The following is a 12915-nucleotide window of genomic DNA, read 5'->3' on the forward strand; positions in this document are numbered from 1 at the left end:
ATTCATCGACGGGGGCAGACCTCAGCGAAGCAGGGTGCAGATGCGCGACCGGCATTGCACGACGACGAAGGCATCCTTGTCCTCCGTGCAGCCGACCTTGAAGGTGGTCGATCCCTCCCGTCCCACCGTGTAGCGCAGCACCTCGACCTTCGCCGGCGTGCAGTTGCCCATCGACTTGGCGATCTCCTTGGCTTCCGCCTGGGCGGCAGACACGTTGGAGGCAGCCACCGCCGGCCCGGCCGCGAAGGCGGCAAGGGTTGGCAGAACGGCGGCGATTCGAAGGAGAGGCGAATTGCGGAACGGCATGACGCGACTATCGCACGGGGTAGGGCAGGCCTGGAAGGGGTGCCTCCGAAATGTCCCAGCGCTGCAATTCGGGCCGCAAGGCGGCGGTGAAACTGCTATCCTCCCCCTGTAACGCGACTGCGGCGGCGCCTTGCCGCACGGTCCCGAAATCCGGTGAGGAAACGCATGAGTTCGAACGAACGGCGGCTCGGCGACCGCATTCTCGCCGCGCTGGAACTGGCGCTGGAGCAGAAGCATCTCGACGTCGCCGAACATCTGGCCCGCGCGCTGGAGGAGACACTGACCCGTTTCGGCGGCCCCGACGCGGTCGACCACCGGGAGCTGTCGGCCGGGATGCTGCAGGCCTTCGCCGCGTTGGAGGACCTGCGCCGCGACGCCCACCGCCTGCGCTGACCCGCTGCATGGTCGTTCCCAGGGGCGGGCCGGTGCCTCCCGTGATTTTTCTGCAAATTGGTGATTGACAGGCGGCGTCCGGGGCGACTACAAACCGCCCACCGAACGACGGGGGCCTCCAACGGCTCCAGTGAAAAACACCAAGAGTTCCAAGCCTTTGGCTTCGTGATTTGGGGTGTTTCCAACAAGTCGCTCTGCGCGGGTGTAGCTCAGTTGGTTAGAGCGCCGGCCTGTCACGCCGGAGGCCGCGGGTTCAAGTCCCGTCACTCGCGCCACTTTCCTTTAAAATTTGGCGAAGTTCGCCAGTATGTCCGAAGGACTCGCAAGTTGCGGGTCCTTTTTCGCATGCTTATCGACTTTCCTTTTCCCGGTTTTAAAAACGTGGTATTACCATGCTCTACCGCGGAAACCGGCTTGTCCTTCCGCGTGGTGAAAAGCGATTCAAAGCGCTTTCCTTGCCCACGGTCTCGGCATATATTCCGGCCCGTCTGATGGGCTAATCCAAGGCATGGCTGCCACGGCTTTGCGCTTCCGCCGATTTCCCGGCCGGAACGGCGCCCGTGGTCGTGGGCTTATGGGAGGAACGCGGTGTCGACTCCGCTGATCATTGAGTATCTTCCGATCCTGGTGTTTCTGCTGATCGGCATCGCGCTGGCCGCGGTGATGGTGGGGGCATCCTACGTCATCAGCCCGAAGAACCCGGACGCCGAGAAGGTCTCCCCCTACGAATGCGGCTTCGAGCCGTTCGAGGACGCGCGCACCAAGTTCGACGTGCGGTTCTACCTGGTCTCGATCCTGTTCATCATCTTCGACCTCGAAGTCGCCTTCCTGTTCCCGTGGGCGGTCGCCCTCGGCGACATCGGGCTGTTCGGCTTCTGGTCGATGATGCTGTTCCTGGGCATCCTGACCATCGGCTTCATTTATGAGTGGAAGAAAGGAGCTCTGGAATGGGAGTAGAGGTCGCCAAGCCGCTGGCGCCGATTCCGCCCGGACCGGAACAGGACGCCTACATCCGCGCGGTCTCCGACGAGATCCAGGACAAGGGCTTCGTGCTGGCGAAGTACGAGGACCTGCTGGCCTGGGCCCGGACCGGCTCGCTGTGGCCGATGACCTTCGGCCTGGCCTGCTGCGCGGTGGAGATGATCCACGCCTACATGAGCCGGTATGACCTGGACCGTTTCGGCGTGATCCCGCGTCCCAGCCCGCGCCAGTCCGATTGCATGATCGTCGCCGGCACCCTGACCAACAAGATGGCCCCGGCGCTCCGCAAGGTCTACGACCAGATGCCGGAGCCGCGCTGGGTCATCTCCATGGGGTCCTGCGCCAACGGCGGCGGCTATTATCATTATTCCTACGCGGTGGTGCGTGGCTGCGACCGGATCGTCCCGGTGGACATCTATGTGCCCGGCTGCCCGCCGACGGCGGAGGCGCTGATCTACGGCATCCTCCAGCTCCAGAAGAAGATCAGGCGCGGCAATCGCATCGCCCGCTGACCCTAGCGGACCGGACCGGACGGGGCCGAAGAGGCCCCGAACCCGCGACCGGAAGAGAAGCGCGCTGAAGACAAGTAGGAAGGCAGGGTCCCACCCATGTCCGAACAGGCGTTGAAGGAACTCGGAGACGTTATCGCCGCCAAGATCGGCGGCGACGTCCTGAAGGTCGAGGTGAAGCTCGGCGAACTGATGGTGACGGTCAAGCGGCCGGCCATCCTGGCGGTGCTGACCGCGCTGCGCGACGACCCGGCGACCCGGTTCGAGCAGCTGACCGACATCACCGCGGTCGATTACCCGGACCGCGCGGAGCGGTTCGAGGTCGTCTACCAGCTGCTCAGCTACACCCACAACCGGCGCATGCGCGTGAAGCTGGCCACCGACGAGGACACGCCCGTCCCGTCGGCCGTCGCCGTCTTCAGCGCCGCGAACTGGTTCGAGCGCGAGGCGTGGGACCTGTTCGGCGTCTTCTTCGAGAACCATCCGGACCTGCGCCGCATCCTCACCGACTACGGGTTCGAGGGGCATCCCTTCCGCAAGGACTTCCCGCTGACCGGCTACGTCGAAGCCCGCTACGACGAGGACCAGAAGCGCGTGATCTACGAGCCGGTCCGTCTGACCCAGGATTTCCGCGCCTTCGACTTCCTCAGCCCGTGGGAAGGCATGACCAACGTCATGCTGCCCGGCGATGAGAAGGCAGCCCTCCAGGACGGGAGCAAGAAGCCGTGAGCATGACCGTTTCGACCGACTCGGCGACCGGCGTCGTCGCGACTGGTCCGGGTGGGCTCATCAGCGCCTCCGGTCCGGAGACCAAGACGCAGATCAAGCCCTACACGATGAATTTCGGGCCGCAGCACCCGGCCGCCCACGGCGTGCTCCGTCTGGTGATGGAGCTGAACGGCGAGGTGGTGGAGCGTTGCGATCCGCACATCGGCCTGCTGCACCGCGGCACCGAGAAGCTGATCGAGTACAAGACCTACATCCAGGCGGTGCCGTATTTCGACCGCCTGGACTATGTCAGCCCGATGTGCATGGAGCACGCCTATGTGCTCGGCATCGAGAACCTGCTGCAGATCAAGGCGCCGCTGCGCGCCCAGTACATCCGCGTGCTGTTCTCCGAGATCACGCGCATCCTGAACCACATCCTGTCGATCACGACGGGCGCGCTCGACGTCGGCGCCATCACGCCGGCTTTGTGGGGCTTCGAGGAACGCGAAATCCTCATGGAGTTCTACGAGCGCGTGTCGGGCGCCCGCCTGCACGCCAATTACTTCCGGCCGGGCGGCGTCGCCTGGGACATCCCGGACGGTCTGCTCGACGACATCTGGGCCTTCACCGAGCGTTTTCCGAAGTTCATGGACGACCTCGAAAGCCTGCTGACCGAGAACCGCATCTTCAAGCAGCGCACGGTCGACATCGGCATCGTCACCAAGGAGCAGGCGCTCGACTGGGCCTTCACCGGTCCGATGCTGCGCGGCTCCGGCGTCGCCTGGGATCTGCGCAAGTCGCAGCCCTACGAGGTCTACGACCGCATGGAGTTCGACGTCCCGGTCGGCCTGACCGGCGACTGCTGGGCGCGCTATCTCGTCCGCATGGAGGAGATGAAGCAGTCGCTGCGCATCATCCGCCAGTGCTGCAAGGAGATGCCGGCCGGTCCGTACAAGATCGAGGACCGCAAGGTCTCCCCGCCGCCGCGCGGCGAGATGAAGCGCTCGATGGAAGCGCTGATCCACCACTTCAAGCTCTTCACCGAGGGCTTCCACGTTCCCGCCGGCGAGACCTACACCGCCATCGAGGCGCCCAAGGGCGAGTTCGGCGTGTATCTGGTGTCCGACGGCACCAACAAGCCCTACCGCTGCAAGATCCGCGCGCCGGGCTTCGCCCATCTTCAGGGCTTGGACTTCATGTCGAAGGGACACATGCTGGCCGACGCCGTCGCCAACATCGCCTCGATGGACATCGTTTTCGGAGAAATCGATCGATGAGCGCGCCCGCTTCCGATCACGGCCACGCCGAGCCGACCAGCTTCACCTTCAGCCAGGAAAACCTGGAACTGGCGAAGCGCATCATCGCCAAGTACCCAGCCGGCAAGCAGGCCAGCGCCTGCATGCCGCTGCTGGACGTCGCCCAGCGCCAGAACGGCGGCTGGCTGCCGCGCGTCGCCATGGACGCCGTGGCCGACCTGCTCGGCATGCCGCGCATCCGCGTGTACGAGGTCGCGACCTTCTACACGATGTACAACAAGAACCCGGTCGGCCGGCACCACATCCAGGTCTGCACCACCACGCCCTGCTGGCTGCGCGGGTCGGACGACATCGTCCACACCTGCAAGAAGAAGCTCGGCATCGAGGTGGGCGAGACCACGGCGGACGGCCAGTTCACGCTGGGCGAGGTCGAGTGCTCGGGCGCCTGCGTCAACGCGCCGGTTGTGCAGATCGGTGACGATTACTACGAAGACGTGGCCCCGGAGCATATGGAGCGCATCCTCGACGCCCTGGCGCGCGGCGAGACGCCGAAGCCCGGCTCGCAGACCGGCCGTCAGTCCTCGGAGCCGATCGACGGCCCGACGACGCTGAAGGTCTTTACCACCGCGCAAGCGGACGCCACCACCGCGCAAGCGGACGATTGAGGGGGAGGGGACAGCGATGCTTCGCGACGAGGACCGCATCTTCACCAACCTCTACGGCTACCAGGACTTCGGTCTCGATGGGGCCCGCAAGCGCGGTGACTGGGACAACACGGCGTCCTTCCTGGCCAATGGCCGCGAATGGATCATCGAGCAGGTGAAGGAATCGGGGCTGCGCGGCCGTGGCGGCGCCGGCTTCTCGACCGGCATGAAGTGGTCCTTCATGCCGAAGAACGTGACCGACAAGCCCGTCTATCTCGTCATCAACGCCGACGAGGGCGAGCCCGGCACCTGCAAGGACCGCGACATCCTGCGCCACGATCCGCACAAGCTGATCGAAGGCTGCCTGATCGCCGGTTTCGCCATCGGCGCCAGCGCTTGCTACATCTACATCCGCGGCGAGTTCTACAACGAGGGCTCCAACGTCCAGCGCGCCATCGACGAGGCGTATGCGGCGGGGCTGATCGGCAAGAACGCCTGCGGCACCGGCTATGATTACGACGTCTACATCCACCGCGGTGCGGGCGCCTACATCTGCGGCGAGGAAACCGCGCTCATCGAGTCGATCGAGGGCAAGAAGGGCCAGCCGCGCAACAAGCCGCCGTTCCCCGCCCAGGCCGGTCTCTATTCCTGCCCGACCACGGTGAACAACGTCGAATCGATCGCCGTCGTTCCGACCATCCTGCGTCGCGGCGCCTCCTGGTTCGCCGGCCTCGGCCGTCCGAAGAACTCGGGCACCAAGCTCTTCTGCATCTCCGGGCACGTCAACAAGCCGTGCAACGTCGAAGAGGAGATGGGCATCCCGCTGAAGGAGCTGATCGAGAAGCATGCCGGCGGCGTGCGCGGCGGCTGGGACAATCTGCTGGGCATCATCCCCGGCGGCTCGTCGGTCCCGGTCCTGCCGAAGTCGATCTGCGACACCGTCCTGATGGACTTCGACAGCTTGCGCGAAGTGCAGTCGGGCCTCGGCACCGCCGCGGTGATCGTGATGGACAAGTCCACCGACATCGTGAAGGCGATCGCCCGCCTGTCGTCCTTCTACGCCCATGAGTCCTGCGGCCAGTGCACGCCCTGCCGCGAGGGCACCGGCTGGATGAGCCGCGTCATGCAGCGCATGGTCACCGGCAACGCCCGCATGGAAGAGATCGACATGCTGCTGCAGGTCACCAAGCAGGTCGAAGGCCACACCATCTGCGCGCTCGGCGATGCCGCCGCCTGGCCGATCCAGGGCCTGTTCCGCCACTTCCGCCCGGAAGTCGAGCGGCGCATCCAGGCCTACCGCAACAGCGCCCCGCTGGCGGCCGAGTAAGGAGTTCCCGTTCCCATGCCGAAACTCACCATCGACGGGATCGAGATCGAGGTCGAGCCGGGCACCTCGATCCTCCAGGCTTGCGAGCAGCTGGGGATCGAGATTCCGCGCTTCTGCTACCACGAGCGCCTCAGCGTGCCGGCCAACTGCCGCATGTGCCTGGTCGAGATGGAACGCGCGCCCAAGCCGGTCGCGTCCTGCGCCATGCCCTGCGGCGACGGAATGGTCGTCCGCACCAACAGCGAGACCGTCCTGAAGGCCCGCAAGGGCGTGATGGAATTCCTGCTGATCAACCACCCGCTGGATTGCCCGATCTGCGATCAGGGCGGCGAGTGCGATCTGCAGGACCAGGCCATGGCCTATGGCTTCGACCGCGGCCGCTACGGCGAGAACAAGCGGGCGGTCGAGGACAAGTACATGGGTCCGGTCATCAAGACCATCATGACCCGTTGCATCCACTGCACCCGCTGCATCCGCTTCATCAACGAAGTGGCCGGTGTCCCCGATGTCGGCGCCGTCAACCGCGGCGAGCACATGGAGATCACCACCTTCGTCGAGAAGGCGATCGGGTCCGAGCTGTCGGGCAACCTCGCCGACGTCTGCCCGGTCGGCGCGCTGACCCACAAGCCCTACGCCTTCACGGCGCGTCCGTGGGAGCTGCGCAAGACCGAGACCGTCGACGTCCTCGACGCCGTCGGCTCGAACATCCGCGTCGACGCCCGCGGGCCCGAAGTGATGCGCGTCCTGCCGCGCGTCAACGACGACATCAACGAGGAGTGGCTGAGCGACAAGAGCCGCTACTCCTACGACGGCCTGAAGCGCCAGCGCCTCGACCGCCCCTACATCCGCCAGAACGGCAAGCTGGTCCCGGCCAGCTGGGCCGAGGCCTTCACCGCCATCGCGGCGCGCCTGAAGGGCCTGCTCGGCAACCGCATCGCCGCCATCTCCGGCGATCTGGTCGATGTCGAGGCGCAGTTCGCGCTGAAGGAGCTGCTGTCGCGCCTGGGGTCGACCAGCCTCGACTGCCGCCAGGACGGCGCCCGGTTCGACACCTCGGTGCGCGCCGGCTACCTGTTCAACTCGGGCATCGCCGGCATCGAGAAGGCCGACGTCATCCTGCTGGTCGGCACCAACCCGCGCTGGGAAGGCACGCTGGTCAACGCCCGCATCCGCAAGCGCTATCTGGCCGGCAACGTCACCATCGCCTCCATCGGCGAGCAGCGTGACCTGACCTATCCCTACAGCGTGATCGGCTCCGGTCCGGAGACGCTGCAGCAGCTGGTCGACGGCAGCCATCCCTTCGCCGAGACGTTGCGCGCCGCCAAGAACCCGATGATCATCGTCGGCATGGGCGCCTTCCGGCGCGCCGACGGTCTCGCCGTCCAGGCCGCCGCCCGTCTGGTCGGCGAAGCCTACGGCATGTTCCGCGACGACTGGAGCGGCTTCAACGTGCTGCACACCGCGGCGGCGCGGGTCGGCGGCATCGAGGCCGGCTTCCTGCCGGGCGAGGGCGGCCGCGACGTCCACGGCATCCTCGACGGCGCGTCGAAGGGCGAGATCGACTTCGTCTACCTGCTGGGTGCCGACGAGATCGATACGGCGAAGCTGGGCAACGCCTTCGTCGTCTACCAGGGCCATCATGGCGATGCCGGCGCCCACCGCGCCGACGTCATCCTGCCGGGTGCCGCCTACACCGAGAAGAACGCGGTCTACGTCAACACCGAAGGCCGTCCGCAGCTCGCCCGCCTCGCGGTGTTCCCGCCGGGCGAAGCGCGCGAGGACTGGAAGATCGTCCGCGCCCTGTCGGAAGTCCTGGGCAACACGCTGCCCTTCGACACCCACGGCCAGCTGCGCCAGCGGCTGATGGCCGCCAACCCGATCTTCGGAGCGGTCGGCGAGACGACCCCGGCCGCTTGGGCGCCGTTCGGCGCGCAGGGGCCGGTCGATACCGCGCCCTTCGTGACGCCGATCACCAACTTCTACATGACCGACCCGATCAGCCGGGCGTCGGTGACGATGGCCAACTGCACGGAAGCGCTGGTGGGCCCTGCTCAGGAGAGGACTGGCACCCATGGCTGAGTTCTGGAGCGGCTTCCTCCTGCCGCTGATCATTATGGTCCTGCAGATCCTGGCGATCACCGTGCCGCTGCTGGTCGCCGTCGCCTTCATGACCTATGCCGAGCGCAAGATCATGGGCGCGATGCAGATGCGCCAGGGCCCCAGCATCGTCGGCCCCTTCGGCCTGATGCAGCCCTTCGCCGACGGCCTGAAGCTGTTCGCCAAGGAACAGATCCTGCCGGAAGGCGCCAACCGCATCGTGTTCTACGTCGCGCCGATGCTGACCTTCTTCCTGGCGCTGATCGCCTGGGCGGTCATCCCGTTCGACTACGGGGTGGTGCTGTCCAACATCAACGTCGGCGTGCTGTACCTCTTCGCGATCTCGTCGCTGGGCGTGTACGGCATCGTGATGGCCGGCTGGGCGTCGAACTCGCGCTACGCCTTCCTCGGCGCGCTCCGCTCCGCGGCGCAGATGGTGTCCTACGAGGTCTCGATGGGCCTCATCATCATCACCGTGCTGCTGTGCGTCGGTTCGCTGAACCTGACCGACATCGTGCGGGCCCAGGAGAAGGTCTGGTTCTGCATCCCGCTGCTGCCGATGTTCGTCATGTTCTTCATCTCGGCTCTCGCGGAAACCAACCGCGCTCCCTTCGACCTGCCGGAAGGCGAGTCGGAGCTGGTCGCCGGCTTCATGGTCGAATACAGCTCGGCCCCCTTCGCGCTCTTCTTCCTTGGCGAATACGCCAACATGATCCTGATGAGCGCGATGACGAGCATCCTGTTCCTTGGCGGCTGGCTGCCTCCGCTGCCCTTCGCGCCCTTCACCTGGGTGCCGGGCATCGTGTGGTTCGCCCTGAAGATCGCGTTCTGCCTGTTCACCTACGTCTGGGTTCGCGCCACCGTGCCGCGCTACCGCTACGACCAGCTGATGCGGCTGGGCTGGAAGGTCTTCCTGCCCCTGTCGCTGTTCTGGGTCGTGCTGACCGCCGGTGTCCTGGTGACCTTCGGCTGGCTGCCGAAGTAAGCGGCATCCCCGCAGAGCCAGCTTGCACCGAACCCACCATTGACGTGTCGATTTGAGTGCCGGCGAGCCACCCGATGAAACGGACGGCCGCCGGCGAGGAAGGAGACGAAGAGGCCATGGCGTTCCTCGACCGCGCGGCGCGCAGCCTGTTCCTGACCGAGCTGCTGGGCGGCATGGCGCTGACCTTGCGCTACATGTTCAAGCCCAAGGTCACCCTGAACTATCCCTATGAGAAGGGCCCCATCAGCTCGCGCTTCCGCGGCGAGCATGTGCTCCGCCGTTATGCGAACGGCGAGGAGCGCTGCATCGCGTGCAAGCTCTGCGAAGCGGTGTGCCCGGCGCTCGCCATCACCATCGAGGCCGAACCGCGGGACGACGGCAGCCGCCGCACGACGCGCTACGACATCGACATGACCAAGTGCATCTACTGCGGCCTGTGCCAGGAGGCCTGCCCGGTCGATGCCGTGGTCATGGGGCCGAACTTCGAGTTCTCCACCGAATCCCGGGAAGAGCTCTTCTACAACAAGCAGAAGCTGCTGGCGAACGGCGACCGCTGGGAGGCGGAAATCGCCCAGAACCTCGCGGCCGAGGCTCCTTACCGGTAAGCGGAAGCGAGAAAAACGATGATACTCCAAGGCATCGCCTTCTACGTGTTCGCCGCGCTGCTGGTGGCCTCCGGTGTGATGGTCATCTCGGCGCGGAATCCCGTTCACTCCGTCCTTTTCCTGATCCTCGCCTTCTTCCAGGCGGCCGGTCTCTGCCTCCTGATGGGGGCGGAGTTCATCGCGATGATCCTCATCATCGTCTATGTCGGCGCCGTGGCCGTGCTGTTCCTGTTCGTGGTGATGATGCTCGACATCAACTTCCGCGAGCTGCGGCAGGGTGCGATGGAAGTGCTGCCGCTGGGCGCGCTCGTCGGACTGATCCTGCTGGCGGAACTGGCGGCCGTGCTGGGCGGCTGGATCGTGGCTCCCAACGTGGCGGCCATCGCCGGCGCGCCGACCCCGGCGATCGATCAGGTATCGAACACCCAGGCGCTGGGCCGGCTGATGTACACCCAGTACGTCTACCTGTTCCAGGCGTCGGGCGTCGTCCTGCTGATCGCCATGATCGGTGCCATCGTGCTGACGCTGCGGCATCGTCCGGGCGTACGCAAACAGAACATCGGCGCCCAGATTTCCCGTCGCCGGGAAGACGTGGTCGTCATCCGCAAGGTCCCGACCGGGGAGGGCGTCTGATCATGGAGATCGGTCTCGGACATTACCTGACGGTCTCGGCCATCGTCTTCACGCTGGGCGTGCTGGGCATCTTCCTGAACCGGAAGAACGTCATCATCATCCTGATGTCGATCGAGATGATGCTGCTGGCGGTGAACCTGAACCTCGTCGCCTTCTCGACGCACCTGCACGATCTGGTCGGCCAGATCTTCGCCATGATCATCCTGACCGTCGCCGCCGCCGAGGCGGCCATCGGCCTCGCCATCCTGGTGGTCTACTTCCGCAACCGCGGCTCGATCCGAGTCGAAGACATCAACATGATGAAGGGCTGAGGCGGCGCCATGGAAGTGCTAGTCGTATTCCTTCCGCTCCTGGCGTTCCTCGTCGCCGGATCGATCGCGCTGTTCGGCGGGCCGAAGGCCGAGCCGGCGGCTGCGGGTCACGGAAGCCACGGTCATGGTCATGACGGTCATGGGGACGATCACGGGCACGCCCGGATCGCCCATGCCCATGACGATCATGGCCACCACATCTCGCATGACGAGCTGGACCACGCGCATGACGATGCCCATGACGACCACCATGTCGTCGCCGGGCCGCCGACCGCGGGCGACCGCACGGCGCAGTTCGTCACGACCGGCGCCCTGCTGGTGTCGGCGGTGCTTTCCTGGATCCTGTTCTTCGACGTCGCCGTCGGCGGTCACCCGCGCACGATCGAGCTGATGACCTGGATCCAGAGCGGCACGCTCGACGTGAAATGGGCGCTGCGCGTCGACCAGCTCACCGCGGTGATGCTGATCGTCGTGAACACCGTCTCGGCCTGCGTGCATCTCTACTCCATCGGCTACATGGCCGAGGATCCGCAGAAGCCGCGCTTCATGGGCTACCTGTCGCTGTTCACCTTCGCCATGCTGATGCTGGTGACGGCCGACAACCTGGTCCAGCTCTTCTTCGGCTGGGAGGGCGTCGGTCTGGCCTCCTACCTGCTGATCAACTTCTGGTACGAGAAGCCGTCGGCCAACGCCGCCGCCATGAAGGCCTTCCTGGTCAACCGGGTCGGCGATTTCGGCTTCGCGCTCGGCATCTTCGCGATCTTCGTGCTGACCGGCTCGGTCCAGTTCGACGCGATCTTCGCCAAGGCGCCGACGCTGACCGGCCAGACGCTGCATTTCCTCAGCTGGGACTTCAACGGCCTGACCATCGCCTGCCTGCTGCTGTTCATGGGCGCCATGGGCAAGTCGGCGCAGCTCGGCCTGCACACCTGGCTGCCGGACGCGATGGAAGGCCCGACCCCGGTGTCGGCCCTCATCCACGCCGCCACCATGGTCACCGCCGGCGTCTTCATGGTCTGCCGCCTGTCGCCGGTCTTCGAATACGCCCCGACGGCGCTCGAGGTGGTGACGGTCGTCGGCGGCCTGACCGCCTTCGTCGCGGCGACCATCGGCTTCACCCAGTTCGACATCAAGCGCGTGATCGCCTACTCGACGATGTCGCAGCTCGGCTACATGTTCTTCGCCGCCGGCGTTTCCGCCTACGGCGCCGCCATGTTCCACCTGTTCACCCACGCCTTCTTCAAGGCCCTGCTGTTCCTCGGTGCCGGCTCGGTCATCCATGCCCTGCACCACGAGCAGGACATGCGGAAGATGGGCGGCGTCTGGCGCAAGATTCCCTTCACCTACGCGGTGATGTGGATCGGCAACCTGGCGCTCGCCGGTCTTCCCTTCTTCGCCGGCTATTATTCCAAGGACATGATCCTGGAGGCGGCCTTCGCCTCGGGCAGCGGGGTGGGGCGCTTCGCCTTCGCACTCGGCATCGCCGCGGCGCTGCTGACCGCCTTCTACTCCTGGCGCCTGCTGTTCATGACCTTCCACGGCACGCCGCGGATGGACAAGGACGTCTACGACCACGCCCATGAATCGCCGGTCGTCATGCTGGTGCCGCTGGCCGTCCTGGCGCTGGGTGCCCTGTTTGCCGGCGTCGGTTTCCACCAGTGGTTCATCGGCGAGGCCCGGGCCGAATTCTGGGGCAAGGCGCTGCTGGTGCTGCACGGCCATGATCCGATCGAGGCCGCTCACCACCACACCCCGGGCTGGGTGGCCATCGCGCCGCTGGTCGTCGGGCTGCTCGGCATCGCCATGGCCTACATCGGCTACATCCAGATGCCCAACCTGCCGGGCAAGATCGCCGGCACCTTCGGCGGCATCCACAAGTTCCTCTACAACAAGTGGTACTTCGACGAGCTGTACGACGCGCTGTTCACCCGTCCGGCCAAGGCGCTCGGCTACGGCCTGTGGAAGTCGGGCGACGGGGCCGTGATCGACGGCGTGGGACCGGACGGCATCGCCGCCGCCACCCGCGACGTCGCGGCGCGTGCCAGTCGGCTGCAGTCGGGCTACGTCTACCATTACGCCTTTGCCATGGTGATCGGGGTCGTCCTGCTCGTCGCCTGGCTGTCGGTCTTCGGCTGAGCGGTTTCGAAGGAGAACAACAAC

14 protein-coding genes and 1 tRNA gene are annotated in these 12915 nt (G+C 65.8%); 14 read left to right on the forward strand and 1 reads right to left on the reverse strand.

Features of this window, described 5'->3' with window-relative positions; all coding sequences use genetic code 11:
* Positions 1-21 precede the first annotated feature (21 nt).
* The gene (locus JHL17_RS09900) at positions 22-306 is read right to left on the reverse strand and encodes a hypothetical protein (RefSeq protein WP_247893437.1); all 285 of its coding nucleotides are present in this window, start codon (positions 304-306) and stop codon (positions 22-24) included.
* 165 nt (positions 307-471) lie between these two features.
* Between JHL17_RS09900 and JHL17_RS09905 the strand changes: the two genes are divergently transcribed.
* From JHL17_RS09905 to nuoL, 14 genes are all read left to right on the forward strand, one after another.
* Positions 472-699: a hypothetical protein gene (locus tag JHL17_RS09905; RefSeq protein WP_200192572.1), complete on the forward strand. Its 228-nt coding sequence runs from the start codon at positions 472-474 to the stop codon at positions 697-699.
* A gap of 198 nt (positions 700-897) precedes the next feature.
* Positions 898-974, forward strand: a tRNA-Asp gene (locus JHL17_RS09910).
* Positions 975-1287: 313 nt separating this feature from the next.
* Complete coding sequence (locus JHL17_RS09915; RefSeq protein WP_045580751.1) at positions 1288-1656, forward strand: NADH-quinone oxidoreductase subunit A; 369 nt, start codon at positions 1288-1290, stop codon at positions 1654-1656.
* The gene (locus tag JHL17_RS09920; RefSeq protein WP_200192574.1) at positions 1647-2192 is read left to right on the forward strand and encodes a NuoB/complex I 20 kDa subunit family protein; all 546 of its coding nucleotides are present in this window, start codon (positions 1647-1649) and stop codon (positions 2190-2192) included. The genes JHL17_RS09915 and JHL17_RS09920 overlap by 10 nt, the downstream gene beginning before the upstream one ends.
* A gap of 96 nt (positions 2193-2288) precedes the next feature.
* Positions 2289-2918: an NADH-quinone oxidoreductase subunit C gene (locus JHL17_RS09925; protein WP_200192576.1), complete on the forward strand. Its 630-nt coding sequence runs from the start codon at positions 2289-2291 to the stop codon at positions 2916-2918.
* 107 nt (positions 2919-3025) lie between these two features.
* Positions 3026-4174, forward strand: a complete 1149-nt coding sequence (locus JHL17_RS09930) for an NADH-quinone oxidoreductase subunit D (protein WP_244560922.1) — start codon at positions 3026-3028, stop codon at positions 4172-4174.
* Positions 4171-4818 (forward strand): NADH-quinone oxidoreductase subunit NuoE, encoded by a 648-nt coding sequence (nuoE, locus tag JHL17_RS09935; RefSeq protein ID WP_200192580.1) that lies wholly within the window; start codon positions 4171-4173, stop codon positions 4816-4818. Before JHL17_RS09930 ends, nuoE begins: the two co-directional genes overlap by 4 nt.
* 16 nt (positions 4819-4834) lie before the next feature.
* On the forward strand, positions 4835-6124 hold the full coding sequence (nuoF, locus tag JHL17_RS09940; RefSeq protein ID WP_149229888.1) for an NADH-quinone oxidoreductase subunit NuoF: 1290 nt from the start codon (positions 4835-4837) through the stop codon (positions 6122-6124).
* Positions 6125-6139: 15 nt separating this feature from the next.
* Positions 6140-8203: an NADH-quinone oxidoreductase subunit NuoG gene (gene nuoG / locus JHL17_RS09945; protein ID WP_200192582.1), complete on the forward strand. Its 2064-nt coding sequence runs from the start codon at positions 6140-6142 to the stop codon at positions 8201-8203.
* Positions 8196-9206 (forward strand): NADH-quinone oxidoreductase subunit NuoH, encoded by a 1011-nt coding sequence (nuoH, locus tag JHL17_RS09950; RefSeq protein ID WP_200192584.1) that lies wholly within the window; start codon positions 8196-8198, stop codon positions 9204-9206. The genes nuoG and nuoH overlap by 8 nt, the downstream gene beginning before the upstream one ends.
* A 116-nt stretch (positions 9207-9322) precedes the next feature.
* Entirely contained in the window at positions 9323-9811 is a 489-nt protein-coding gene (gene nuoI, locus JHL17_RS09955) for an NADH-quinone oxidoreductase subunit NuoI (protein WP_200193149.1), read from the forward strand.
* A gap of 18 nt (positions 9812-9829) precedes the next feature.
* Positions 9830-10444, forward strand: coding sequence for an NADH-quinone oxidoreductase subunit J (locus JHL17_RS09960; protein ID WP_200192586.1), 615 nt, complete (start codon positions 9830-9832; stop codon positions 10442-10444).
* Positions 10445-10446: 2 nt separating this feature from the next.
* Positions 10447-10755 carry an NADH-quinone oxidoreductase subunit NuoK gene (gene nuoK / locus JHL17_RS09965; RefSeq protein WP_085554818.1) on the forward strand — a complete coding sequence of 103 codons (309 nt, stop codon included), beginning with the start codon at positions 10447-10449 and terminating at the stop codon, positions 10753-10755.
* 9 nt (positions 10756-10764) lie between these two features.
* Positions 10765-12891 carry an NADH-quinone oxidoreductase subunit L gene (nuoL, locus tag JHL17_RS09970; protein ID WP_200192588.1) on the forward strand — a complete coding sequence of 709 codons (2127 nt, stop codon included), beginning with the start codon at positions 10765-10767 and terminating at the stop codon, positions 12889-12891.
* Positions 12892-12915 lie beyond the last annotated feature (24 nt).

The organism is Azospirillum endophyticum, assembly GCF_016595245.1.
GTDB lineage: Bacteria > Pseudomonadota > Alphaproteobacteria > Azospirillales > Azospirillaceae > Azospirillum > Azospirillum endophyticum.

Excerpts from the sequence above, each read along its gene's own strand:
- JHL17_RS09960 (WP_200192586.1), top strand. The coding sequence starts at position 9,830 with ATGATACTCCAAGGCATCGCCTTCTACGTGTTCGCCGCGCTGCTGGTG.
- JHL17_RS09930 (WP_244560922.1), top strand. The coding sequence starts at position 3,026 with ATGAATTTCGGGCCGCAGCACCCGGCCGCCCACGGCGTGCTCCGTCTG.
- nuoF (WP_149229888.1), top strand. The coding sequence starts at position 4,835 with ATGCTTCGCGACGAGGACCGCATCTTCACCAACCTCTACGGCTACCAG.
- JHL17_RS09905 (WP_200192572.1), top strand. The coding sequence starts at position 472 with ATGAGTTCGAACGAACGGCGGCTCGGCGACCGCATTCTCGCCGCGCTG.
- nuoE (WP_200192580.1), top strand. The coding sequence starts at position 4,171 with ATGAGCGCGCCCGCTTCCGATCACGGCCACGCCGAGCCGACCAGCTTC.
- nuoK (WP_085554818.1), top strand. The coding sequence starts at position 10,447 with ATGGAGATCGGTCTCGGACATTACCTGACGGTCTCGGCCATCGTCTTC.
- JHL17_RS09900 (WP_247893437.1), bottom strand. The coding sequence starts at position 306 with ATGCCGTTCCGCAATTCGCCTCTCCTTCGAATCGCCGCCGTTCTGCCA.
- JHL17_RS09920 (WP_200192574.1), top strand. The coding sequence starts at position 1,647 with ATGGGAGTAGAGGTCGCCAAGCCGCTGGCGCCGATTCCGCCCGGACCG.
- nuoH (WP_200192584.1), top strand. The coding sequence starts at position 8,196 with ATGGCTGAGTTCTGGAGCGGCTTCCTCCTGCCGCTGATCATTATGGTC.
- nuoI (WP_200193149.1), top strand. The coding sequence starts at position 9,323 with ATGGCGTTCCTCGACCGCGCGGCGCGCAGCCTGTTCCTGACCGAGCTG.
- JHL17_RS09925 (WP_200192576.1), top strand. The coding sequence starts at position 2,289 with ATGTCCGAACAGGCGTTGAAGGAACTCGGAGACGTTATCGCCGCCAAG.
- nuoL (WP_200192588.1), top strand. The coding sequence starts at position 10,765 with ATGGAAGTGCTAGTCGTATTCCTTCCGCTCCTGGCGTTCCTCGTCGCC.
- nuoG (WP_200192582.1), top strand. The coding sequence starts at position 6,140 with ATGCCGAAACTCACCATCGACGGGATCGAGATCGAGGTCGAGCCGGGC.